Annotated in this window: 18 protein-coding genes; 10 read left to right on the top strand and 8 right to left on the bottom strand. The window is 65.6% G+C overall.

Translation table 11 applies throughout. The features are described 5' to 3' along the window. The first annotated feature begins 5 nt into the window (after positions 1–5). The 3 genes from AB0O58_RS13220 to AB0O58_RS13210 all read left to right on the top strand — a co-directional run bounded on the left by AB0O58_RS13220 (position 6) and on the right by AB0O58_RS13210 (position 2,745). Positions 6–698, top strand: a complete 693-nt coding sequence (locus AB0O58_RS13220; RefSeq protein WP_363796569.1) for a peptide deformylase — start codon at positions 6–8, stop codon at positions 696–698. Positions 699–700: 2 nt separating this feature from the next. Then, positions 701–2,062 (top strand): DNA polymerase IV, encoded by a 1,362-nt coding sequence (locus tag AB0O58_RS13215; RefSeq protein WP_052060551.1) that lies wholly within the window; start codon positions 701–703, stop codon positions 2,060–2,062. 197 nt (positions 2,063–2,259) lie between these two features. Then, on the top strand, positions 2,260–2,745 hold the full coding sequence (locus tag AB0O58_RS13210; protein WP_174557287.1) for a hypothetical protein: 486 nt from the start codon (positions 2,260–2,262) through the stop codon (positions 2,743–2,745). 94 nt (positions 2,746–2,839) lie between these two features. On the opposite strand, the gene AB0O58_RS13205 is transcribed toward AB0O58_RS13210, so the two are convergent. Both AB0O58_RS13205 and AB0O58_RS13200 read right to left on the bottom strand, forming a co-directional pair. Beyond that, on the bottom strand, positions 2,840–3,583 hold the full coding sequence (locus AB0O58_RS13205; RefSeq protein WP_366238264.1) for a hypothetical protein: 744 nt from the start codon (positions 3,581–3,583) through the stop codon (positions 2,840–2,842). Beyond that, entirely contained in the window at positions 3,580–4,542 is a 963-nt protein-coding gene (locus AB0O58_RS13200) for a hypothetical protein (protein ID WP_230593425.1), read from the bottom strand. The genes AB0O58_RS13205 and AB0O58_RS13200 overlap by 4 nt, the downstream gene beginning before the upstream one ends. 92 nt (positions 4,543–4,634) lie before the next feature. Between AB0O58_RS13200 and lspA the strand changes: the two genes are divergently transcribed. The 4 genes from lspA to dnaE all read left to right on the top strand — a co-directional run bounded on the left by lspA (position 4,635) and on the right by dnaE (position 10,531). Continuing rightward, positions 4,635–5,267, top strand: coding sequence for a signal peptidase II (gene lspA / locus AB0O58_RS13195; RefSeq protein ID WP_032399982.1), 633 nt, complete (start codon positions 4,635–4,637; stop codon positions 5,265–5,267). Continuing rightward, positions 5,264–6,190 carry an RluA family pseudouridine synthase gene (locus tag AB0O58_RS13190; protein WP_027497328.1) on the top strand — a complete coding sequence of 309 codons (927 nt, stop codon included), beginning with the start codon at positions 5,264–5,266 and terminating at the stop codon, positions 6,188–6,190. Before lspA ends, AB0O58_RS13190 begins: the two co-directional genes overlap by 4 nt. Then, a complete protein-coding gene (locus AB0O58_RS13185) occupies positions 6,190–6,849 on the top strand; it encodes a hypothetical protein (RefSeq protein ID WP_032399983.1) in 660 nt (219 codons plus the stop codon). The genes AB0O58_RS13190 and AB0O58_RS13185 overlap by 1 nt, the downstream gene beginning before the upstream one ends. 145 nt (positions 6,850–6,994) lie before the next feature. Continuing rightward, the gene (dnaE, locus tag AB0O58_RS13180; protein ID WP_027497326.1) at positions 6,995–10,531 is read left to right on the top strand and encodes a DNA polymerase III subunit alpha; all 3,537 of its coding nucleotides are present in this window, start codon (positions 6,995–6,997) and stop codon (positions 10,529–10,531) included. Here dnaE and AB0O58_RS13175 read toward each other — a convergent pair. After that, entirely contained in the window at positions 10,502–10,771 is a 270-nt protein-coding gene (locus tag AB0O58_RS13175) for a hypothetical protein (RefSeq protein WP_052061425.1), read from the bottom strand. The two genes, dnaE and AB0O58_RS13175, sit on opposite strands and share 30 nt — an antisense overlap. Before the next feature lie 164 nt (positions 10,772–10,935). On the opposite strand from AB0O58_RS13175, the gene AB0O58_RS13170 reads away from it, so the two are divergent. Both AB0O58_RS13170 and ilvA read left to right on the top strand, forming a co-directional pair. After that, the gene (locus tag AB0O58_RS13170; RefSeq protein WP_027497325.1) at positions 10,936–11,370 is read left to right on the top strand and encodes a nitroreductase family deazaflavin-dependent oxidoreductase; all 435 of its coding nucleotides are present in this window, start codon (positions 10,936–10,938) and stop codon (positions 11,368–11,370) included. A 69-nt stretch (positions 11,371–11,439) separates the two neighbouring features. Continuing rightward, positions 11,440–12,795, top strand: a complete 1,356-nt coding sequence (ilvA, locus tag AB0O58_RS13165; protein ID WP_283550172.1) for a threonine ammonia-lyase IlvA — start codon at positions 11,440–11,442, stop codon at positions 12,793–12,795. A gap of 1 nt (position 12,796) precedes the next feature. Here ilvA and AB0O58_RS13160 read toward each other — a convergent pair whose 3' ends face one another. Continuing rightward, complete coding sequence (locus AB0O58_RS13160) at positions 12,797–13,321, bottom strand: TetR/AcrR family transcriptional regulator (protein WP_032374344.1); 525 nt, start codon at positions 13,319–13,321, stop codon at positions 12,797–12,799. A 111-nt stretch (positions 13,322–13,432) separates the two neighbouring features. Here AB0O58_RS13160 and AB0O58_RS13155 point away from each other — a divergent pair, with 111 nt between their 5' ends. Then, positions 13,433–14,992, top strand: a complete 1,560-nt coding sequence (locus AB0O58_RS13155; protein ID WP_363796565.1) for an MFS transporter — start codon at positions 13,433–13,435, stop codon at positions 14,990–14,992. Here AB0O58_RS13155 and treZ read toward each other — a convergent pair. The 4 genes from treZ to AB0O58_RS13135 are packed head-to-tail and all read right to left on the bottom strand — an operon-like array spanning position 14,965 to position 23,590. Next, complete coding sequence (gene treZ / locus AB0O58_RS13150; RefSeq protein ID WP_366238263.1) at positions 14,965–16,740, bottom strand: malto-oligosyltrehalose trehalohydrolase; 1,776 nt, start codon at positions 16,738–16,740, stop codon at positions 14,965–14,967. The genes AB0O58_RS13155 and treZ overlap by 28 nt on opposite strands. Next, positions 16,737–19,112 carry a malto-oligosyltrehalose synthase gene (gene treY, locus AB0O58_RS13145; protein ID WP_366238262.1) on the bottom strand — a complete coding sequence of 792 codons (2,376 nt, stop codon included), beginning with the start codon at positions 19,110–19,112 and terminating at the stop codon, positions 16,737–16,739. Before treY ends, treZ begins: the two co-directional genes overlap by 4 nt. Before the next feature lie 3 nt (positions 19,113–19,115). Further along, positions 19,116–21,407 carry a glycogen debranching protein GlgX gene (gene glgX / locus AB0O58_RS13140; RefSeq protein WP_032374340.1) on the bottom strand — a complete coding sequence of 764 codons (2,292 nt, stop codon included), beginning with the start codon at positions 21,405–21,407 and terminating at the stop codon, positions 19,116–19,118. Positions 21,408–21,463: 56 nt separating this feature from the next. Next, positions 21,464–23,590, bottom strand: a complete 2,127-nt coding sequence (locus AB0O58_RS13135) for an acyltransferase family protein (RefSeq protein WP_032399986.1) — start codon at positions 23,588–23,590, stop codon at positions 21,464–21,466. Positions 23,591–23,718: the final 128 nt, after the last annotated feature.

Raw genomic sequence — 23,718 nt, 5'->3', positions numbered from 1 at the left:
GGCATATGAGCGAGGGGCACCGGGTCGTCGTGACCGAGGAGGAGGTGGTCGATGCCGTCCACGAGCGTCTCTCCGAGGCTCGCGGCGGCGTCGTTCCCATCGTCGCCGCCGGCCATCCGGTGCTGCGTGCCCCGGCGCTGCGCTACACCGGCCAGCTCGAGCGTGATGTGTTGATGGAGTTGATCGAGGTGATGCGTGCGACGATGCACGATGCGCCCGGTGTCGGCCTTGCTGCACCGCAGATCGGAATTCCGTTGCAGATCGCGGTGATCGAGGATCTCTTCGATGTCGCGGAGGGCGTCGCCCGGGTCCGGGAGCGCACCCCGTTGTCGTTCCGAGCGTTGATCAATCCTCGGTACACCCCGGTAGGGCGACGCACGGCCTCGTTCTACGAGGGCTGCCTCAGTGTGCCGGGGTATCAGGCCGTCGTCACCCGCGCCGCGGAAGTCCGGCTTCTGTGCACCGACGAGACCGGCCGAGAGATCGACGAGGTGGTGCGTGGCTGGCCCGCACGGATCGTGGCCCACGAGAGCGATCACCTCGCCGGCACGCTGTACATCGATCGTGCGCACACACGGTCGCTGACCACGACGGAGCAGTACTCCGCACGGTGGTCCGATCCCGGACCGGAGCGGGCCGCACGTGTGCTCGGCTTCGGTGCCGACGCCCCGTCCGAGCCGCCCGACGGCCGTCGTTGACCATGCCCGACAGTGTCGATCGGACTCTGCGGAGCCGGCGTTGGGTGTTGCATCTGGACATGGACGCGTTCTTCGCGTCTGCCGAGCAGCTGACTCGGCCGACGCTGCGGGGTCGGCCGGTGTTGGTCGGCGGTGCAGGCGGCAGAGGCGTGGTGGCCGGGTGCAGCTACCAGGCCCGGGCGTTCGGGGCTCGTTCGGCGATGCCGATGCATCAGGCCCGTCGACTCGTCGGTGCGAGCGCAGTGGTCCTGCCGCCGCGGTTCCCGCTGTACTCGGAGCTGAGCAGACGTGCCTTCGAGGCGCTTCGGGTGCGCATGCCCGTGCTGGAACAGCTCTCGATCGACGAGGCCTTCGGCGAGCCGCTCGAGCTGGCGGGCGCGACGGTGGCCGAGGTCGAGCGCTTCTGTGCCGATCTGCGGGCGCTGGTACTGGCAGAGACCGGGCTCGTCGCCTCCATCGGTGCCGGGTCCGGGAAACAGATCGCCAAGATCGCGTCGGGTCTGGCCAAACCCGATGGAATCACGGTGGTAGCGCCCGGCATCCAGGCCGAGTTGATGGCCGATCTGCCGGTGCGCAAGTTGTGGGGGATCGGCCCTGTTGCCGGAGAACGGTTGCACCGCTTGGGGATCGACACCATCGGCAAGTTCGTGGCTACGCCCGAGTCGGAAGTGGCGTCGATTCTCGGTGCGACCATGGGCCCGAGCCTGCATCAGCTGGCGCGCGGCATCGACAACCGGATGGTGGCCGAGCGGGCCGAGGCCAAGCAGGTCAGTGCCGAGACGACGTTCGCGAACGACCTGACGACTCTCGCTCAACTACGCCCGGCGATCGAGTCCATCGTCGAGTCGACTCATCGCCGGTTGCTGAAGGACGGCCGGGGGGCCCGCACGGTCGTGCTCAAGTTGCGTAAGTCCGACATGAGCATCATCACCAGATCGGCGACATTGCCCTACGCGACGGTGGACAAGCAGACGATCGTGGCCACTGCTCAGCGGTTGGCGGTCGATCCGGTGGATGTCGGACCGATCCGGCTCGTCGGTGTAGGGCTCGCCGGTTTGTCCGCGGTTCGGCAAGGATCGTTGTTCCCCGAACTCGAGTACGAGCCGGTTGCTCCGGTCCCGGACGAGCCGTTACCCGCGACGGAGGAGGCCGCGAATCTCGCCGTCGTCGAGGACGGTCCGCGGTGGCAACCGGGTATGGACGTTCGGCATGTTCGGTACGGTCACGGGTGGGTGCAGGGCGCGGGACACTCGGTGGTGACGGTCCGTTTCGAGACACGGACCACCGGTCCGGGAACGGCCCGCACCTTTGCAGAATCGGACACCGACCTGGTCGTGGCCGATGTTCTGGACAGCTTGGCGTGAGTTGTGGCGCGGCTGAGGAAACTCTGTGAGGTTTCACAGGTATGCCCTTCGCGTTGTGACTCGGGCGAGTCGAGCTGACATAGTGGACTCGGTCCGAGACGACCCCAATACAGACGACCGACGAGTCACAGAACGATCGATACGTGACTCAGAGTGAAAAGGACAAGCACTTGAAGCTTCGCAACACCCGACGGGCCATGGTTGCCGGTATCGCCATCGCCGGTGCACTGACGATGTCTGCCTGCAGCTCCGGTGGCGGCGACGAGCCGACGGCCACGACGACGACGGCTGCCACCACCACCGCCGCGCCACCCGCGGGCGGGGACTACCCGCCGGTGCCCACCGTCGAGCAGCTCAACACCGAGCTCAACCGCGGACTCGATCCCAACGTTCCGGTCGAGGAGAAGGCTGCTCTGATCCAGGGTGCGTCCGAGGATCCGGGTCTGATCAACCAGGTTGCCGCCGCTGCTGTGGCCAACAACGCACAGATCGAGATCACCAGCATCGACGATCTGGGCACCGGTGAGCTCAACGCCGGTATCACCATCACCCTCAACGGCCAGGCCAACCCCGGCACGTTCAAGTTCGTCCCCGAGGACGGTGTGTGGAAGCTCTCCAAGGAGAACGCCTGCGGCATCGTTTCTCTCGCGCAGCTGACCAGCCCGGCGTGCCCCGCACCCTGAGTCCTGCCGATCGTCTCTGACCAACCGCGAACTGCCGGTGACACCCTTTTTCGAGAGGGCGTCACCGGCAGTTCGTCTTGTGGAGGGACGGCGGTCAGGCGCTGGGCACGGCCGATCGAATGCGATCCGCTGCAGACCCCGCGACGGCGGTGACGGTCTCCGGTTCGAGTCCGCTCTGGTCGGAGACGACGATCTGCACCACGGTCGAGTCGACCACCGCCACCACGACGTCGGAGACCAGCGTGAAGCCCTCGCTCGTGGTGGTCAGTCGAATCGATGCGGACGCGTCGCCGATGGTCGTCTGGTCACGCCCCGCCACCGAGTAGTCGACGCCGATACCGTCCGCGTCGGTTCCGGTGAACGTCGAGCACTCGGCCCACGCTCGCTGAATGTTCGCGAAAGCCTCGGCGGCTCCCGGCACGGGATAGCTCGCCGCGTCCTCGTCGATCGACGAGAAATTCGGCCCGGAGAAGCGAACCACCGCGCTCGACGCGGCTCCGGCCTGCTGTTGCGATACCGGCGCGAGGACGGCGGCGCACTCGGCCGGGTCGGTGCTCGAGCGATCAGGCGAGTCGTACTCCGGTGCCGGATCCAATCCCAGATCACGAACCGGATCGGGAATCGAGGAGAAGCCGTCCGGCAGGTCTGCGAGTCCCAGCATCGCGGCAGTCAGCGCGGCCGGATCGGTGATGGGCGGACCGCGCAGCGGGTCGGGAGCCGCGACGGTGGTGACGGCAGGCGCGGCCGTTTCGGCAGGCTCGTCCGTGCTGCATCCGGCGGCAGCAGCGATCCCGAGAATCGACAACGTCGCCAGTACCCGGGTGGCAGCGCGCGTCATCGGGCGGTCCAGGTGATCGAATCGCCGACGGTTTGCCGGAGCACCGTGGTGCTGTCGGGGTCGGTGTACATCTGCTCGCCGCCTGCGGTGATCGAACCTCCGACCGGAAGTGGTCGGGAGAGATCGACATCGAGTGTTCCCGCGCCCGTGAAGGTGTAGGACGCGATGTTGAGCGTGCCCGCATTGTCGGGCAGATTCCACACCGACGATTCGGGCGTCTGGGTGATGGCCACGTCGAGGGTCGCGCGGTCGCCGTCGAGTGCACGCAAGGTGACCGTGGTGCGCTGGTTCAGTGTGATGCCGCTGAGCACTTGCTGATCGACGGTCCAGACCGCGCCGACCCCCACTTCCTCGTCGGGAAAGTCGATGGATCGGTACACCGCCGCGTTCAAGGAGCGTTCGATCGCGGCGCGGGCGGTATCGAGGGCATCGTCGGCCGGCGTGATGTGTAGGGCGGTGATCGCTCCGGAATCGGTCCTGGCCAATCGCGCAGTCGATCCCTCGGATGCGGAGAGTGCGTCGGTCAGTCCCGCGTCCGGTGACGTCGCGGCTCCGATGGTCAGCTCGACGGAGGTGGTGGCCCCGCTCGACGCGTCCTCGTCCGGGACGGTGTCGGACGCCGAGGCAGTCAGTGGCACGGTCAGTTCCGGACTGGAGAAGTCTTGCGGCGCAGCAGCATTGATCTGTTGTTGCACGGTCGAGGTGGTGGTGAGGTCGACGCTCTGGTTCTGCGCGTCCGTGTCGGAGCTGTCGAAGGTGAGCGCGCGCCGTGGCTCGCTACCGGGATCGACGACGGTGGTGGTTGTGGGCGTCACCGCGATCGTGACCTCGTTCGAAGACGGGGTCTGTTCGGGTGCGGGATCCGAATCACCGCTCGAGCATCCGGCCAGTAGAGCCACTGCGCAGGAGGCGGCCACGAAGCCGGAGCGGACGGTGCGGGTGCGATCGGTCGACTTCACGGGCACCAGGCTACTGATGACACCGGGTGCGCAGACCGCTACCACGCGGCTCGGATGCGGACCGACGGTTGTCGATGCGCCATGATGGACGGGTGAGTGACGACCGACCCGACGATCCGACCACCGAGACCAGTGCAACCCCCGACCTCCACGAGGCTGCAGACGAGCAGGTGTCCGGTGCCGACAGTGCTGCGGTTCGGCCCGCCGCACCTCTGCGTACCCGACTCCTGGTGGCGATCGCGGCAGTGATTCTGCTGTTCGACCTGATCACGAAGATCGTGGTGGTGCACTACGTGAAGCCTGGAAACCCGATCGAGATCATCGGCGACGTCGTGACACTGCGGCTGGTGCGCAATCCCGGAGCGGCGTTCTCCATGGCCACCGGAATGACGTGGTTGTTGACGCTGGTCGCCGTGGCCGTGGTGATCGGGGTCGTGAAGATCGGTCGAACGCTGCGTTCGCCGTGGTGGGCGCTGGGTCTGGGGCTGGTTCTCGGCGGCGCTCTGGGGAACCTGATCGACCGGTTCTTCCGCGCACCGGGCCCGTTCCAGGGTCACGTGGTCGATTTCGTATCGGTGGGATGGTGGCCGGTGTTCAATGTCGCCGATTCGTCCATCGTGTGCGGGGCCATCCTGCTCGTCGCGCTCAGCCTGTTCGGTTTCGAGCCCAACGGCGAACGGGTGACGAAGTCCACGTCCGATGCCCCGCAGAAGGCCGACTCGTGAGGGAATCGCGTTCCATGCCGGTGCCCGACGGTTTGGACGGCATGCGCGTCGACGCCGGCCTGGCGCGACTTCTCGGGCTCTCGCGCACGGTCGCCGCAGCCTTGGCCGAAGAGGGCTCGGTGCTGGTCGATCACAGTGCCGTCGGGAAGTCCGATCGCCTCTCGGGTGGGTCGTGGCTCGAAGTGACTCTGCCCGAACCTGCACGTGAGCTGACGATCGAGGCCGAGCCGGTGGAAGGGATGGAGATTCTCTACGCCGACGACGACGTCGTGGCCGTGGACAAGCCCGTGGGCGTCGCCGCGCACGCCAGTGTGGGCTGGACCGGGCCGACCGTCATCGGCGGCCTCGCGGCCGCCGGTTTCCGAATCTCCACGTCCGGCGCGCACGAGCGTCAGGGCATCGTGCACCGACTCGATGTGGGAACGTCCGGGGTGATGGTGGTCGCGACGTCCGAACGGGCATACACCGTGCTCAAGCGGGCGTTCAAGGCTCGTACGATCGACAAGCGTTATCACGCCCTGGTGCAGGGACATCCGGATCCGAGCAGTGGAACCATCGATGCTCCGATCGGACGGCACGGCAGCAACGACTGGAAGTTCGCCGTCCGCGCGGACGGCAAGCCCAGCGTCACCCACTACGACACGGTCGAGGCCTTTCAGGCCGCGAGCCTGCTGGACGTCCACCTGGAAACCGGTCGCACGCACCAGATCCGCGTGCACTTCTCGGCGCTGCGGCACCCGTGTTGCGGCGACCTGACCTACGGGGCCGACCCGCGGTTGGCCGAACGGTTGGGCCTGGAACGTCAGTGGCTGCACGCGCGTTCGCTCGGCTTCGCGCACCCGTCCGACGGCCGCTGGGTCGAGATCGAGAGCAAGTACCCGGCAGACCTCGAACACGCTCTCGAGGTGCTCCGGAAGGCGTGATGCGCGGAGTCTCGGGTGTGGTCGGTGTCGTCGTCACGATCGCTCTGGTGGTCGGTGGCCTGGCCGTCGTCGGCCATCTGAACCCGCAACGGCAGCTGCGCGTGGGCACCGACCGGCTCGGCCCGGAGAGCGGCGAGCAGGTGACCGACTACCTGGCTCGCGCCGAGGCGAGTCTGCTCGGCAACGATGCCGAACCTCGCTGGGGATCGGTGTCGTTCGATCGCGAACTCACCGCCGAACAGGCCTACGCCGCCGCGAACGGCGTGCGCATCTCGATGGTGCTCTTTCGAGTACCGCTCGATCGCGTGCAAACTCCGATCCTCACGGTCGGTGTTCCCGGCAGTGAACGGTCGATACTGAATGCGACCGCGCGCGCTGCCGGCCAGATCCAGGAATCGTTCGGCGTGGAGGACCGGCAGGCTCAGATAGACGCTGTGTCGCAGCGCCGGTTGCTGAGCGGATGCGCATGCGTGGTGACGGTGGTCGTGCGGGGCACCGCGGCCGAGTTGAGCGAGGTGGCAGGCCGCGACGGGGTGCGGGCGGTGGAGGCACTTCCGCCCGACGCGGTGTCCGGGAAGTTCGCCGTCGAGCCGTTGCTTCCGGAGCACATCGACGTCGTCGGGCCGCTGCCGGACGACGGGCCGGTTCCCGCCGAATGAGGCAACTTCAGTCTCGTTCGTCACACCCGTCACGTCCTCCCAGGACACACCGTCGGCCTGAAAAATCTGTCGGTTCCACCGCCTAGAGTGGGTGCATTCGCGGCTCGTATTTTCGAAAACGCACGACCTTCAGGAGAGAACCTTCGTGGCCGATTCGTTCGTTCATCTGCACAACCACACCGAATATTCGATGCTCGACGGTGCCGCCAAGATCGGGGCCATGTTCGCCGAGGCGGCGCGGTTGGAGATGACGGCGGTCGGCATGACCGACCACGGCAACATGTACGGAGCCAGCGAGTTCTACAACGAGGCCAAGAAGGCCGGCATCAAGCCGATCATCGGCATCGAGGCCTACATCGCTCCCGAATCCCGGTTCAACAAGAAGCGCGTGCTGTGGGGCGACCGAAGCCAGAAGTCCGACGACGTCTCCGGTAGCGGTGCGTACACGCACATGACGATGGTGGCGGAGAACGCGACCGGCGTGCGCAATCTGTTCAAGCTGTCTTCGCTGGCGTCCATCGAGGGTCAGCTCGGCAAGTGGGCCCGCATGGACGAGGAGATCATCGCTCAGCACGCCGAGGGCATCATCGCCACCACCGGATGCCCGTCCGGTGAGGTTCAGACGCGCCTCCGTCTGGGCCAGGACCGCGAAGCACTCGAGGCCGCGGCCAAGTGGCAGGAGATCTGGGGACCGGACAACTTCTTCCTCGAGTTGATGGACCACGGTCTGTCCATCGAGCGACGAGTCCGCGAAGGCCTGCTCGACATCGGCAAGAAGCTGTCCATTCCGCCGTTGGCCACCAACGACTGCCATTACGTCACGAAGGACGCCGCCGAGAACCACGAGGCTCTGCTGTGCATCCAGACCGGTAAGACGCTCAGCGATCCCACGCGCTTCAAGTTCGACGGCGACGGCTACTACCTCAAGTCCGCTGCCGAGATGCGTGCCCTCTGGGACGACGAGGTACCCGGTGCCTGCGACAGCACGCTCCTCATCGCCGAGCGAGTCCAGCCCTACGACGAGGTGTGGGCGCACCGCGACCGGATGCCGATCTTCCCGGTTCCCGAGGGATACACGCAGGGAACGTGGCTGCGGCACGAGGTCATGACCGGACTCGAACGTCGGTTCCCCGACGGTCCGGCCGAGGATTACCTCGCGCGAGCGGAGTACGAGATCAAGGTGATCCTGGAGATGGGCTTCCCGGCCTACTTCCTCGTGGTCGGCGACCTCATCAACCACGCGAAAGCGGTCGGCATCCGCGTCGGACCGGGCCGTGGTTCCGCCGCCGGATCCCTGGTTGCCTACGCCATGGGCATCACCAATATCGATCCGCTCCCGCACGGATTGCTCTTCGAGCGATTCCTCAACCCCGAGCGCGTCTCGATGCCCGATATCGATATCGACTTCGACGATCGTCGTCGCGGTGAGATGGTGCGCTACGCCACGGAGAAGTGGGGTAGCGACCGGGTTGCGCAGGTCATCACCTTCGGCACCATCAAGACCAAGGCTGCCATCAAGGACTCCGCACGTGTGCAGTTCGGCCAGCCCGGTTTCGGCATCGCCGATCAGATCACCAAGGCTCTGCCGCCGCCCATCATGGCCAAGGACATCTCGGTGGCCGGCATCACCGATCCGTCGCACGAGCGCTACAAGGAGGCCGTCGAGGTCCGAGCGCTCATCGACTCCAACCCCGACGTGGCCACGATCTACAAGACGGCCAAGGGCCTCGAAGGCCTGATCCGCAACGCGGGCGTGCACGCCTGCGCGGTCATCATGTCCTCGGAGCCGCTCACCGACGCCATCCCGGTGTGGAAGCGGGCCCAGGACGGCGCGATCATCACCGGCTGGGACTACCCGTCGTGCGAGGCCATCGGCCTGCTGAAGATGGACTTCCTCGGTCTGCGAAACCTCACGGTCATCGGCGACGCGATCGACAACATCAAGGCCAACCGCGGCATCGACATCGATCTCGACGCGTTGCCGCTCGACGATCCGGCGACCTTCGAATTGCTTTCTCGCGGAGACACTCTCGGTGTTTTCCAGCTCGACGGCAGCGCGATGCGAGACCTGCTGCGCCGCATGCAGCCCACCGGTTTCGAGGACATCGTCGCCGTGCTCGCGCTGTACCGCCCGGGTCCGATGGGCATGAACTCGCACAACGACTACGCCGACCGCAAGAACGGGCGGCAGGAGGTCAAGCCGATTCACCCCGAGCTCGAAGAGCCGCTCAAGGTGATTCTCGGCGAGACGTACGGCCTGGTGGTCTACCAGGAGCAGATCATGCAGCTCGCGCAGAAGGTCGCCGGGTACACCCTGGGCCAAGCCGACCTGCTGCGTCGTGCCATGGGAAAGAAGAAGCTCTCCGAGCTCGAGAAGGCCTACGCCGGATTCCGGCAGGGCATGTTGGACAACGGCTTCTCCGAGGCCGCGATCAAGGCGCTGTGGGACACCGTGCTGCCGTTCGCCGGCTACGCGTTCAACAAATCGCACTCGGCCGGCTACGGCCTGGTCTCGTACTGGACTGCGTACCTCAAGGCCAACTACCCGGCCGAGTACATGGCCGGCCTGCTCACCAGTGTCGGTGACGACAAGGACAAGGCCGCGATCTACCTGGCCGACTGCCGCAAGCTCGGCATCACGGTGCTGCCACCGGACGTCAACGAATCCGAGCTCAACTTCGCATCGGTGGGCAAGGACATCCGATTCGGTCTCGGCGCGGTGCGCAACGTCGGCACGAACGTGGTCGCATCGATCATCAGAGCGCGGTCGGAGAAGTCCAAATACACGGATTTCTCGGACTACCTGGGCAAGATCGACGCGATCGCGTGCAGTAAGAAGGTCACCGAATCTCTGATCAAGGCAGGCGCTTTCGACTCTCTCGATCATCCGCGCAAGGGTCTGATGTTGATCCATGCCGACGCGATCGATGCGGTGATGGGCACCAAGAAGGCCGAGGCGATCGGACAGTTCGATCTGTTCGGCGGTGAGGACGCCGACGAGTCCATTTCCTCGGTGTTCAACGTCCGCGTGCCGGACGAGGAGTGGGAGTCCAAGCACCGTCTGGCCCTCGAACGCGAGATGCTCGGTCTCTACGTGTCGGGTCACCCGCTGCTCGGTGTCGAGCACATGTTGGCCGCGAAGTCCGACTGCAACATCCCGACCATTCTCGAAGGGGACATCAAGGACGGCACCCAGGTCACCGTCGGCGGAATTCTGGCCTCGGTGAACCGGCGGATCAACAAGAACGGTCTGACGTGGGCGTCGGCTCAGCTCGAGGACCTTGCCGGCGGCATCGAGGTGCTGTTCTTCCCGCAGGCCTACTCGGTGTTCGGTGCCGACGTCACCGAGGACTCGGTGGTGCTCGTCAAGGGTCGCGTGTCGGTGCGTGACGACCGGGTGTCGTTGATTGCGAACGATCTTGCGGTGCCGGATCTTTCGGCGATCGGTATCGACAAGCCGCTCGCGGTGAGTTTGCCGACGAGACTGTGCACGGCCGACAAGGTCGGCGCGCTCAAGCGGGTGTTGATCAGCCACCCTGGGACCTCGGACGTGCATCTACGTCTGGTCAGTGGCGACAAGATCACCACGATGAAGCTCGACGACAGTCTGCGGGTGACGCCGACGTCGGCGTTGATGGGAGACCTGAAGGCGCTACTGGGGCCCGGCTGCCTGACGGGGTGAGCCGGTCCGGGCGGGGTGGACCTCGGTCAATCGGAGAGTCCACCACGCGGCGGTTGCGACTGCTGCGCCGCCGAGGACGGCTGCCTGCAGTGATCCGACCAGCGCGAGGGTGGCGACGAACACGACGAGCCCGATCGCCGATGACTCGAGCTTGTACAGAGGCCATTCGACTCCGGCGACATCGACCGTGCGCAGAACGGGGACAGTTCGACGGCTCACCTGGTTGCTCGTGTAGGTCATCGCGTCCTCCTCGGGTACGCCCGTCCGGTTCGATGATTCGGGTGTCCGGCGGGTGAAGTTCAGACTATACCCACGCAAAGATTCGGTCCACCGAACTCGCGGTTCCGACCTGCGACGATCGAGATTCGGTGGCGTCTCGGCGGTCGTGGGTGTTGACTGAAACCATGCCATTGACAGGAGAATACGAACCGAGTTCATCCGACTGGGCCCGAAAGCAGGCCGAGCTGTACGAGAACTCGGGCGGAACCGAAGGCACGACGATGAACGGGATGCCGGTCGTGCTGCTGACCACCAAGGGAAACAAGAGCGGAAAGCTGCGCAAGTCGCCGTTGATGCGGGTGGAACACGATGGGGAGTACGCCATCGTGGCCTCCCTCGGCGGTGCGCCGAAGCATCCCGTCTGGTACTTCAACGTCAAAGCCGAGCCGCTGGTGGAGCTGCAGGACGGACCCGAAAAGCATGATTACGTCGCTCGGGAGGTAACCGGCGACGAGAAAGCCGTGTGGTGGGAGCGCTCGGTCGCGGTCTACCCCGATTACGCGGATTACCAGAAGAAGACCGACCGGGAGATCCCGGTGTTCGTCCTCGCGCGCGCCTGAGCACGATCGGCCTGCCCGTGGAACGGTCCCGAGTGGGTGACCGTTCCACGCTGGTGGCAGCATGTGCTGGTGTCTTCATCACCTGAGCTCGCCTCCCAGCACCCTTCGTCGGTAGCCGTCACCGCGGCCGACATCGATGCAGCTGCGATGCGAATTTCCTCGGTGGTCGCCGCGACACCCCTGCAGTTGTGCGAGCGCCTGTCGGCAGAGACCGGAGCGACGGTCTACCTCAAACGCGAAGACCTGCAGATCGTCCGCTCGTACAAGATCCGCGGTGCCTACAACCTGATGGATCAGCTGACCGATGCCGAGCGCAGCGTCGGCGTGGTCACGGCGAGTGCCGGTAACCACGCGCAGGGTGTGGCATTCGCCTGTCGGTCCATGCAGGTGCGAGGTCGGATCTACGTGCCGGCCAACACCCCCAAGCAGAAGCGTGACCGGATCAGGGTCCACGGAGGCGATTTCGTGGAGCTCATCGTCATCGGCGACACGTTCGACGCCGCAGCTGCGGCGGCCGCCGCGGACGTGGCCCGCACCGGGGCCACCATGGTCCCGCCGTTCGACGATCCACGAACGGTGGCGGGCCAAGGGACGATCGCCAAGGAAATCGTCGATCAGCTCGGCGGCACACCCGATGTGGTGGTGATGCCCGTCGGCGGGGGCGGCTGCATCGCGGGTATCTCGAGCTACCTGCGTGAGCGCGCTCCGCAGACATCGTTGGTCGGCGTCGAACCATCCGGTGCTGCGTCGATGACCGCTGCGTTGATTGCTGGTGGGCCGGTGACGCTGTCGGATATCGATCCGTTCGTCGACGGGGCTGCGGTCCGGCGCATCGGCGATGTTCCGTACTCGGCGCTGCGGTCGTTGGGCGCGACGGTGGTGTCCCATGCATCGTTGCCCCTGATCACCGCGCCGGTGTTCGAAAGTTCCGGCCCCGGTGCGTTCCTGATCACCCAGATCGACGAGGGCGCGGTCTGTACCGCAATGCTCGAGCTGTACCAGAACGAAGGGGTCATCGCCGAGCCCGCAGGCGCGTTGGCGGTCGCCGCGCTCGAGCACCTCGACATCGCACCGGGAAGTACCGTCGTGTGCCTGGTGTCCGGGGGAAACAACGACGTCTCACGGTACGGCGAGATTCTCGAACGATCGCTCGTCCACCTCGGCCTCAAGCACTACTTCCTCGTGGACTTTCCGCAGGAGCCCGGCGCACTGCGTCGCTTTCTCGACGAGGTACTCGGGCCCGAGGACGACATCACCTTGTTCGAGTACGTCAAGCGAAACAACCGGGAGACCGGTGCCGCGCTCGTCGGCATCCAACTCGGTGCGGCGCACGGCCTTTCGGCCCTCCTCGAACGTATGCGGTCCTCGCACCTTCAGGTGGAGCAGCTGGAGCCGGGTTCGCCCGTCTACCGCTACTTGACCTGAGTCACCGACCCAGCAGGCGGTCGACCACCTGCTTGTGCAGTTCGGGGTCGACGGCGGGCAGGTCGAGGACGGCTCCGAGGTATATCCCGTCGCCGACGAGTCGGATGATCTCGGCCTGCACCGGATCGTCGATCTCGGTCCGTAAGCCCTCGTCCCACTGCTGCATCATGTCCGTGACGGCGTCTTGCACCTCACCGGAGTTTCCGTCGACGCTGCGCAGTGCCGCCAGCGTGGAGCGGTAGAGCGCGATTTCCTTCTCCGAAATGCAATCGGGTGGTTGCAGATACCACTCCGCCACGGAGGTGCCACCTGCGCCGGCGTCGGCTCGCTGCTGATCGGCCTGAACGGCGAGCCGCCGGACCATGGCAGCGACCAGAGCGTCCTTGGTCTTGAAGTGGTACAGCAAGCCGCCCTTCGATACCCCGGCGGCGGCGGCGACGCTGTCCAGGGTCACTTTGGTCATGCCGTGTTCGAGAAGCAATGTCTCGAGCGAATCCAGAATTCGGTCGCGTGTGTCAGATGACATGAAACTCACTTTACCGGCTGGACGGTTCGAGGTAGTCTTCGGAGCTGTACCGGCTGGACGGTTGGTATCGAGAATGTGCCCGGTCGCGGACCGGGCGGGCGAAATGGAGTCATGGTGAGCGACGTGCGGACCGGTGCGGTGCACGAGATCGACGGCGGATCGGCCTCCAGGGCCACCGCGCGTGACTGGCTCGGTTTGGTGGTGCTCGCGTTTGCCGTCCTTCTCATCGCGGTCGATGGAACCGTGCTCGATCTCGCCCTGCCGTTCGTCAGCGCCGATCTGGCACCGTCGAGCAATCAGCTGCTGTGGATCATCGACGTGTACTCGTTCGTACTGGCCGGCTTGCTCATCACGATGGGCACGCTCGGTGACCGGATCGGTCGGCGTCGCCTACTGCTGATCGGAGCAGCGGGCTTCGGAATCGCCTCTCTCGTTGCGGCTGTCTCGACCAGCCCGGAGATGCTCATCGCGGCGCGAGTTCTGCAGGGTATCTCCGGCGCGACCTTGATGCCCGCCACTCTCGGCTTGATTCGCACGATCTTCCTCGATCCGCGCCAACGGGTGACCGCTATCGGCGTCTGGGGCGCAATGGCTGGCGGCGGCGCGGCCGCCGGTCCGCTCGTGGGCGGGTGGTTGCTCGAGCACTTCTGGTGGGGCTCGGTGTTTCTCATCAACATTCCCGTCATGATTGCGCTGATCGCGCTGGGGCCGTTGGTCATTCCCGAGTCCAAGGATCCGAACCCGGGCCGTTTCGACCTCCCCAGCTCGGCGTTGTCGATGCTCGCTATCGTTCCGATCGTGTTCGCGGTCAAGGAGATCGCAGCGCACGGCCTTCACCCGGCCTACGTGGTCTCCGCCGTCGTCGGCATGATCGCCGGTGTGGTGTTCGTGCGGCGGCAGCGAATTCTGGACGCCCCGATGATCGACATCCGGCTGTTCGCCAACCGTGCCTTCTCGACGGGTGTGGCGACGAACTTCCTGTCCGTGTTCGCACTCGCCGGCGTGCTGTTCTTCGGTTCGCAGTACCTGCAGCTCGTCCTGGGCAACAGCCCGCTCGAAGCCGGACTGCTGTTGCTGCCGGGCACGGCCGCCAGCATCGTGACCTCATTGCTCGCGGCGGTTCTGGTTCGGTACTTCACCGCAGGCACGGTCCTCGGCGCAGGCATGATCGCTGCCGCTGCGGGCGCGGGCATCCTGGTCGGTCTCGGCACGGACACCAGCCCGGCGTTGTTCATCGCCGGATTCGTCCTGGTGGGTGCCGGCGTCGGCTTCGCGCTCACTCTGACGTCCGACCTCGTGGTCAGCGCCGTCGAACCCGAACGAGCTGGGGCTGCGTCCGCGGTCTCGGAAACCGCGTACGAGCTGGGCATCGCGCTGGGAGTGGCGATCCTCGGCACGGTCGTCATGGCCATCTTCCGACGCGGGATCGACACCTCGCAGCTCACACCCGAGCTCGGTGCCAGAGCAGCCGAAACGCTCGGCGGCGCAGACGCGGTGGCCCGTGAGCTACCGGACTCGGTGGCGACGGTCCTCCTGGACTCCGCGCATGCCGCGTTCGTCTCGGGCATGCACGTTGCGGCCGTCGCCACCGCGGTGGTCCTTGCGGTCACCGCCGTGTTCGTGCTGGTGAACCTACGGGTTCATCAGGATTCGAGCACCGCGAAGGAGTGACCGGGAACCGTGGTGGCAGACCCGGTGTCGTTCGAGGTCGTCGGCTCCCACTCGAGCAGTGTGGAGCCGCCGACCGGCACCGTCACCGCGGACTCGGACAGATTGCACACCACGCTGACGCGGCCGCGGCGAATCGCGATCCACTGGGCGTCCTCGTCGTACTCGACCTTCACGTGATCGAGCCACGGGTCGGTCAGTTCGGTCCGCTCGCGGCGCAGGGCCAGTAGGTCTCGATAGACGGCCAACAGTCGGGCATGGTCGCCGTCGCCCAGTTCCGACCAATTCAATTTCGATCGTGTGAACGTCTCGGGATCCTGTGGGTCGGGGATGTCGCTCTTGTCCCACCCGTGTGCGGCGAACTCGGCTTTGCGTCCTTCCGCCGTGGCCTTGCCGAGCTCGGGTTCGGGGTGCGAGGTGAAGAACTGGAACGGAGTCGACGCTCCCCATTCCTCGCCCATGAACAGCATCGGAGTGTAGGGCGAGGTGAGTACCAGAGCTGCCTTGATCGCGAGCTGTCCGGGGGAGAGGTAGAAGCCGGGGCGATCTCCGATCGCACGGTTACCGACCTGATCATGGGTGGTCGTGTAGGCCACCAGAGAGCTGGCGGGAATGCGGCGGGTGTCCAATGGTCGCCCGTGGATTCGGCCGCGGAAGCTGGAGTACGTTCCGGCATGAAAGAAGCCTTGCCGCACCGTGTTCGCCAGGCCCTGCAAGGACCCGAAGTCGCCGTAGTAGCCCTGCCGTTCGCCGGAGACCGCAGCATGGATCGCGTGGTGAATGTCGTCGTCCCACTGTGCGTCGAGTCCGTAGCCGCCACCCGACCGTGCCGTGATCAGCGACGGATCGTTGAGGTCGCTCTCGGCGATCAGGGTCAGTGGACGGCCGAGATGCGCTGACAGGGTGCGCGTTTCGATCGAGAGCTGCTCGAGGAGATGCACAGCGGTGTGGTCGACGATGGCGTGCACCGCGTCGAGACGCAACGCGTCGATGTGGAACTCGGAGAACCAGCGCAACGCGTTGTCCAGGGCGTAGCGCCGCACCTCGCCCGAGTCTGCATCGGCATAGTTGATCGCCTGGCCCCAGCTGTTGGCCCCTTCGGTCATGTAGGGACCGAAGCGTTCCAGGTAGTTGCCGGACGGGCCGAGATGGTTGTAGACGACGTCGAGAACCACACCGATCCCGCGGCCGTGGCATGCATCGACCAAGCGCTGCAACCCTTCCGGGCCACCGTAGGCCTCGTGCACGGTGTACCAGAGGACGCCGTCGTAGCCCCAGTTGTGCACGCCGTTGAATCCGTTGACCGGCATGATTTCGACGAAAGACACGCCGAGGTCGACGAGGTGATCGAGCTTGTCGATCGCCGCGTCGAACGTTCCCTCGCGAGTGAAGGTGCCGATGTGGAGTTCGTAGATCGACGATCCGGGGAGTTGACGACCGGTCCATGCGGAATCGGTCCACAACGACGGATCGACCTCGAACACCTGGGACAATTCGTGCACACCGTCGGGTTGCCGAGGCGAGCGTGGATCCGGCAGCGCCTTCTCGGCGTCGTCGAGGAGGAATCCGTAGCGACTGTCCGCGGCGGCGGCCACCTCTGCTCGCCACCAGCCGTCCGAGGATTGCTCCATGTCGTGGACCGAGTCGTCCAGTTGCAGACGTACTCGTTCCGGGGTCGGTGCCCATACTGCGAATTCACGGGTGGTGGCCGAAGATGTCGTGGCCGGGGATGTAGTGGTCGAGGATGTCATCGTGCTGACTCTCCTTCGTTGTTGCGCACCAGAAGTGCAACCGGCAGGGAGGCGAACAGCTCGGCGACCGCAACGGTCCCGCTGTGTTCGACGTCGGTGATGCGGTCGCGCCACCGACCGTCGGGCAGTGTCACGAATGTCTCGCCCCACCCTGCCTCGGCCACACCGAGGGACAGCCTCGTGGCCAGCGCGACCACATCGGAGTTGCCGGGCAACGGACCTCGGGCAAATCCGACGACATGCTCGGCCGCGGCCCCGTCCGCGACGATCGGCGTGTAACTACCGCCGACGAAGCTCGCAGGCCGTTCGCGTCGTACCGTCAGCGCGGAACGAACCACGGCCAGCTTCGCAGCACCGGTATCGACCGACGGCGCGGATCCGTTCAGTCCGGCCAGAACGGACCGGCGTACCGAGTAGTCGACGGGTCTGCGGTTGTCGGGGTCGACGAGCGAGTCCTCCCACAGCTCGGTGCCCTGATACACATCCGGGATTCCGGGACCGACGAGTGTGAGCAACTTCTGCCCGAGTGCATCGGAGTGTCCATGGGGCGAGAGCTTTTCGACGAGCATAGTCATCGAACGTGCCACCGGACCGTCGAGAATTGCGTCGAGCCAGTTGTGAACGGCAGTCTCGAAATCTTCGTCCGGATCGGTCCACGTGGTACGGAGAGCGGCCTCGCGAATGGCCTTCTCGGCGTAGGCGTGTAGCCGTTCCCGCAGGGTCGACGTGATCACCCCGTCGACCGGCCAGACACCGAAGACGTTCTGCCACAAGAACATCCCGGTGGTGCCGTCGGGGCTCGGGGTCAGCTCCTCCCAATCGGCGATGGACCGGGCCCACAGCTCCGGCGTCTGCGAGAGCACGCCGATACGCGCCCGCACGTCCTCACCGCGTTTGGTGTCGTGCGTGGACAGTGTCGTCATCGCGGCGGGCCAGCGCTTCGCGCGGTCGGCGTTCTTCAGATGAAAGTACGCTGGGCTGCAACCGAACCGAGCGGGATCGCCGCCGACCTCCTGCAGCGAGATCAACCGGTTGGCGCGGTAGAACAGGCAGTCCTCGACGCCCTTGGCCGTGACGGCACCGCACACCTGATCGAAACGCACGGGGGATTCGGTACCGGCGATCAAGGCGGTTGTCAGAGCGTCGAGACCGCCGGCCAATTCCGGCTGCTCTTCACCGATGGCGGCGACGACACCCGGAAGCACACCGGCCAGCGGCGCGTAGTCGGTGCGGTACACCGGAACTGCGGCAACAACGGCGACGATGGCGTCGATCACCGATTCGAGCTCGATGGAGGTACCCGATTCACGAACCACGGCGCGGGCGAGGCGTCGCACCTCGGGGGACAGGTCGCCGCGCGCGACAGCGGTCTTGAGATCGAGTTCTGTCTCGTGCAACGTCTCGTCGTCGTAGGCGATGCCGGAGCGCACCTGAGACAGTGCGGTCAGTGCCGGCGCCCCTTCCGGGTCGACGAATATCCCGCCCACGGCCGCCAACGCGTCGTACCCTGTCGTGCCGTCGACGGGCAGCGACTCGTCCAACGGTTCGCCGTCGGCCAAGATCTTCTCGATCACCAGCCAGCGGTCGGGACCGAGCAGCCCGCGTAGCTCGGTCAGATAACCGGCAGGATCGGCCAAGCCGTCGGGGTGATCGACGCGCAAACCGTCGATCAGCCCGTCCTCGATCCAGCTCGCCACCTGGCGATGCGAGTCGGTGAAGACGTCGAGGTCTTCCTGCCGGACACCGGCCAGGCCGTTCACCGAGAAGAAGCGCCGGTAGCCGATCAGCCCGGCGGACCAACTGACGAGGCGGTAGGCCTGACGGTCGTGCACGGCCTGGGCGTCGTCGCCGTCGGTACCGTCGGCGATGGGGAAGCGGTGCTCGTAGAACGCCAGCAGAGGCTCGTCCTCGGAGCGGTCGACGGTGAGCTCGGCGACATCGCTCGCGCTGCCGAGCACGGGGATCGCGATCTTGCCGTCCACTCCGTTGTCCGCTGCGAAGTCGATGTCGAAGTAGGTGGCGAACTCCGAGTCACGACCGCGCCGCAGAACGTCCCACCACCACGCGTTCTGTCGTGGATCCTCCACCCCGACGTGGTTGGGAACGATGTCGACGATGATCCCCATGCCCACCTCGGCAGCCCGAGTGTGCAAGCGAGTCAATGCATCTCGCCCGCCGAGGGCGGCGGAGACGGTCGAGGTGTCGGTGACGTCGTACCCGTGCGTCGAACCGTCGGTCGCGGTCAGTATCGGCGAGAGATAGAGATGGCTCACTCCGAGGTCGTGCAGGTAGTCGACCACGTCCGAGGCGTCGGCCAGGGTGAAGGCATCGCCCCGCAGTTGTAACCGGTATGTGCTGGTGGGCAGCGGCATGAGTCAGGCAGTCTTTCGTAGAACGAGTAGGGATCGAGCGGTGACCTCCACCGGTGTACCCGCTTCGATCGATTTCTCACCCGCTCCCGTGCGCGCTGCCGTATCGAGGGCGACCGTCCATTCCTTGGCGTAGTTTCCGTCCGGGGTGACGAATTCGATCGTCTCGTGATGTGCGTTGAAGCACAACAGGAACGAGTCGTCGACCACCCGCTCCCCGCGCTGATTCGGCTCGGGAATGCCCTCACCGTTGAGGAACACGGTAAGCGATTTGCCGAAACCGCTGTCCCAGTCCTCGGGAGTCATCTCCTCGCCTGCGGGGGTGAGCCAGGCGATGTCACGTGCCTGTTCGCCCGATCGGATGGGCCTGCCCTCGAAGAATCGGCGACGGCGAAACACCGGGTGCTCGTTGCGCAGCGCAATTGCGTTGCGGGTGAACTCGATCAGGTCGGCGTTGGTCTCGGCCAGGGACCAATCCATCCACGCCAGTTCCGAATCCTGGCAGTAGACGTTGTTGTTGCCCTGCTGAGTTCGGCCGAGTTCGTCGCCGTGCGCGATCATCGGCGTGCCTTGGCTGAGCAGCAGCGTGGCCATGATGTTTCGAATTTGGCGGGCACGCAGATCGAGGATCTCGGGATCGTCGGTCGGACCCTCGACGCCGCAGTTCCACGACCGGTTGTGGCTCTCGCCGTCGTTGTTGTCCTCGCCGTTGGCCTCGTTGTGCTTGTCGTTGTACGAGACCAGGTCGTTGAGGGTGAAGCCGTCGTGCGCGATGACGAAGTTGATGCTGGCACCGGGGCGACGGCCCGTCGCCTCGTAGAGATCCGACGATCCGGTCAGGCGGGACGCGAACTCGCCCAGCGTCGCGGGCTCACCGCGCCAGTAGTCGCGAACGGTGTCGCGGTACTTGCCGTTCCACTCGGTCCACAGACCGGGGAAATTACCCACCTGGTATCCGCCCTCGCCGACATCCCACGGCTCGGCGATCAGCTTCACCTGGCTGACGACCGGGTCCTGTTGCACCAGATCGAAGAACGCGCTCAGTCGATCCACGTCGTGCAGTTCACGGGCAAGGGTGGATGCGAGGTCGAACCTGAATCCGTCGACGTGCATCTCGGTGACCCAGTAGCGCAGCGAGTCCATGATGAGCTGCAGCGTGTGTGGGTGTCGAGCATTGAGACTGTTGCCCGTCCCGGTGTAGTCCATGTAGTGCTCGAGATCGCCGTCGACCAGTCGGTAGTAGGCCGCGTTGTCGATGCCGCGGAAGCTGATGGTGGGGCCCATGTGGTTTCCCTCGGCGGTGTGGTTGTAGACCACGTCGAGGATCACCTCGATGCCGGCGGCGTGGAAAGAACGGACCATCGCCTTGAATTCGGTCACCGCGGCACCGGGCGACTGATGCGAGGAATACTCCGCATGAGGCGCGAGGAATCCGAAGGTGTTGTAGCCCCAGTAGTTTCGCAGTCCCTTGTCCAGAAGTACCTGGTCCTGCATGAACTGGTGCACCGGCATCAGCTCGATCGCGGTGACGCCCAGGTGCTGCAGATGCTCGATGATCACCGGATGTGCCAGACCGGCATAGGTGCCGCGCTCGGCCTCGGGGATGTCCGGATGGGTGATCGTCATGCCCTTGACGTGGGCCTCGTAGATCACCGTCTCGTGATACGGCCTCTTCGGTGCGCGGTCGGCCTGCCAGTCGAAGAAGGGGTTGATCACCACAGTGGTCATCGTGTGCCCCAGCGAATCGTGCTGAGGGAAATCGTTGTTCGGCTCGTCGTCGTGGGCGATCGGTGCCTCGTCGACGATTTCGCCGTCCGGATCGGCAAGATCCGCCGCGTCCTCGAACCCGCCGTCGGCGTCGAGTGGATCCGCGGCTGCGGAGTCCGTGGACTCCACGGGCTCGGGTTCGGCGGCCGGGATGTCGATGTTGTAAGAGAAGAGCGATCGGTCTCCGTCGAACGACCCCTCGAATGCTTTTCCGTAAGGATCGACCAGCAACTTGCTGGGATCACAACGATGTCCGGCAGCCGGATCCCACGGCCCGTGGACGCGGTAGCCGTAGCGTTGTCCCGGCACCACCGTGGGCAGGTACGCGTGCCACACATAGCCGTCGGACTCCTCGAAACGAATACGAGTTTCGGTACCGTCCTCGGCGATCAGGCACAGGTCCACGGCCTCGGCGACCTCGGAGAACAAGGCGAAGTTGGTTCCTGCTCCGTCGTAGGTCGCTCCCAGTGGATAAGGGGATCCCGGCCATACGGCGATGGCGGGCGTGTCGTCGGAGGCGTCGTGCAGCATGGATCAACCCTACTGTGACCGGTGGGACCAGGCTTACCGAGCGCGAGCCGTTCCGCTCACGGTCCGGCCCACCAGCCGGTCGCAGATCCGAGCTGCCGGCCGAGCTCGGTGGTCAGGGTTCGCACGTAGGTGGCGGTCAGATGATGCTCGTCGCGATAGATCAGTACGTTCCCCTGCTCGACGCGACAGACGGCGTCGTCGCACACCGCGTCCGAGAGGTCGAGGGCGGAGAATCCGCTCAGCTGGAACGAGGACGCCAGAGCGGGGTTGACCGAGTCGAGCGCCTCGTCTCGCGGGATGCCGCACGAGGTGGCGGAGCCGCCGTCGGCCAGGCAGTCGATGGCGCGATACGCGAGCCACGGGGTGTCCCTGATACCGAGGACGCCGACACCGTCGGCGATCAACTGCTGCCAGACCGAGACGTACCAGGGCGGGGTGAAGTCGCCGGGGAAGTCGTCGCGGGGCCGGGTGGCCGTGGTGAACACGTATTCCGGTTGCATCGATGCGACGTCGTCGAGCACGGTCCGGGTCCAGTCCAGACAATCCGGGTACTCGTTCTGCCCGAGCATCGGCATCGTGTCCAGGCTGAGCGGGCACCCCATCTTCACGAACGTGACCACCTTGAAGCCGTGCCGCCGCCCCAGAGTGTCGAGAGCCGTCACCCAGTGCTCGGCGTGTGAGCTCCCCGCCAGCACGATCGTTCGGGCCGCATCGACGTCGCCGTAGGTACAGGACAGAGCGTCGCGAGTCTCGAAATCCGCGATGCAGCCCTCGAGGGTGGTGACGGGAAGATCCTCGGGAGCGGAGTACAGGGGAGGCGTCATCTCGGCCGGTTCGACGCGAATGCCGTCGGTCAATTCCAGCGCCCCCGGGTGCGTGGCTTCGTCGACCGATTCGTCGGCCTGCACGGCCGAGATCGATCGTTCGATGTAGGCGTTCCAGCCGACCGAACCGGCTGTCACCGCCACGGCAGCAACGAGGGCGACGGCCGTGACCGCAATGCGGCCGGGAGTGAATGTGGTGGCCTGCGTAGGACGCTCCACGAAGCGGACGGTGAGCCACGCGAGTGCGACCGATGCACCGACGATGCCGAGTCCGCCGGGTATGTCCGCGTGGGACCTGCCGGTGGCCGACAGGTAGAAGATCAACAGCGGCCAGTGCCACAGGTACAACGGAAACGCGATCGAGCCGACCCAGGCGAAGAACCGGTTGGACAACGTCGCGGCGACCACGGTGTTGGAGCCTGCGACGATCAGCGCCACAGTGGCCAGTACCGGAATCAGCGCCAAGGGACCGGGGAACGCGGTCACGCCGTCCACCACGAATCCACAGACGACGATGACGAACATCGCACCGGCGGCGAGCGCGCCCCGGGCGGTCGATCCCACCCGACTCACGCGGGCATCGGCCCCGGTGTTTCTGCCGGCAAATGCCGCGAACGTGGCCGCGACCGCCGCACCGAGCATGATCTCCCAGAGTCGCGCGCCCGTGTCGTAGTAGTTCCACGCTTGATGGCGTCGAGCACCGTCCGCTGCATACACGAACGACAACACCGCGATGACGGCGAAGATCACGGCGAAGGTCTGTGGTCGCAGACTTCGCGGTCCTTCCGGTCGCATCGTCCGCAGAATCCACGCCAGACCGAACACGACGGCAATCGCGAGCAGATAGAACTGGAATTGCACCGCGACGGACCACAGGTGCTGGACCGGGCTCACCGAAGGGTCGGCCGCCAGGTAGTCGTTGGCTGTCGTCGCCAACTGCCAGTTCACGAAGAAGAAGACGCCGGAGACGAGTTGGTCGCCCACGTCGGCCCAGCGGGTCCTCGGTAGCAGGAACACCGACGCGGCCGCTACCGCCAACAGGGTGAGCGCCAGAGGCGGTCCGAGTCTGCGGAGCACGCGAACGATGCGGGTGATCGGGTTCAGGCTCGCACCGGCCTCGGCCGATCGAAGCAACGACGCAGTGAAGAAGAAGCCGGACAGCGTGAGGAAGACATCCACTCCGCCCGACACCCGGCCCATCCAGATGTGGAACACGACCACCAGAGCGATGGCGACACCACGCAGGCCGTTCAGATCCTGGCGCTGTGGTGGTCGCGGCACGACGGGAGCCGACACCGAACTCGGGGCCGCGGAATCGGTTGCCGATTCGTGATCGGTGCCGCTCGGGTGTACCTGCATGAAAGGGGAATGGCTCCGGCTGTCGATCGACCACTGGTCGGGCGGTCACGGTCGGTGGTGTTCGTCTCGGAAGCTGCTCGGCAGACTACGAGGTTCGTCGCAAACAAGAAGACGTTCTGAGCAAACAA

The organism is Rhodococcus sp. NPDC080181 (assembly GCF_040702225.1).
GTDB lineage: Bacteria > Actinomycetota > Actinomycetes > Mycobacteriales > Mycobacteriaceae > Rhodococcoides > Rhodococcoides fascians.
This window is presented reverse-complemented; position numbering and strand designations above follow the sequence as displayed.

Coding starts and splice junctions, on each gene's coding strand:
- AB0O58_RS13220 (WP_363796569.1), top strand. CDS start 6: ATGAGCGAGGGGCACCGGGTCGTCGTGACCGAGGAGGAGGTGGTCGAT.
- AB0O58_RS13215 (WP_052060551.1), top strand. CDS start 701: ATGCCCGACAGTGTCGATCGGACTCTGCGGAGCCGGCGTTGGGTGTTG.
- AB0O58_RS13210 (WP_174557287.1), top strand. CDS start 2,260: ATGGTTGCCGGTATCGCCATCGCCGGTGCACTGACGATGTCTGCCTGC.
- AB0O58_RS13205 (WP_366238264.1), bottom strand. CDS start 3,583: ATGACGCGCGCTGCCACCCGGGTACTGGCGACGTTGTCGATTCTCGGG.
- AB0O58_RS13185 (WP_032399983.1), top strand. CDS start 6,190: ATGCGCGGAGTCTCGGGTGTGGTCGGTGTCGTCGTCACGATCGCTCTG.
- AB0O58_RS13175 (WP_052061425.1), bottom strand. CDS start 10,771: ATGACCTACACGAGCAACCAGGTGAGCCGTCGAACTGTCCCCGTTCTG.
- AB0O58_RS13170 (WP_027497325.1), top strand. CDS start 10,936: ATGCCATTGACAGGAGAATACGAACCGAGTTCATCCGACTGGGCCCGA.
- AB0O58_RS13160 (WP_032374344.1), bottom strand. CDS start 13,321: ATGTCATCTGACACACGCGACCGAATTCTGGATTCGCTCGAGACATTG.
- AB0O58_RS13155 (WP_363796565.1), top strand. CDS start 13,433: ATGGTGAGCGACGTGCGGACCGGTGCGGTGCACGAGATCGACGGCGGA.
- treZ (WP_366238263.1), bottom strand. CDS start 16,740: ATGACATCCTCGACCACTACATCCCCGGCCACGACATCTTCGGCCACC.
- treY (WP_366238262.1), bottom strand. CDS start 19,112: ATGCCGCTGCCCACCAGCACATACCGGTTACAACTGCGGGGCGATGCC.
- glgX (WP_032374340.1), bottom strand. CDS start 21,407: ATGCTGCACGACGCCTCCGACGACACGCCCGCCATCGCCGTATGGCCG.
- AB0O58_RS13135 (WP_032399986.1), bottom strand. CDS start 23,590: ATGCAGGTACACCCGAGCGGCACCGATCACGAATCGGCAACCGATTCC.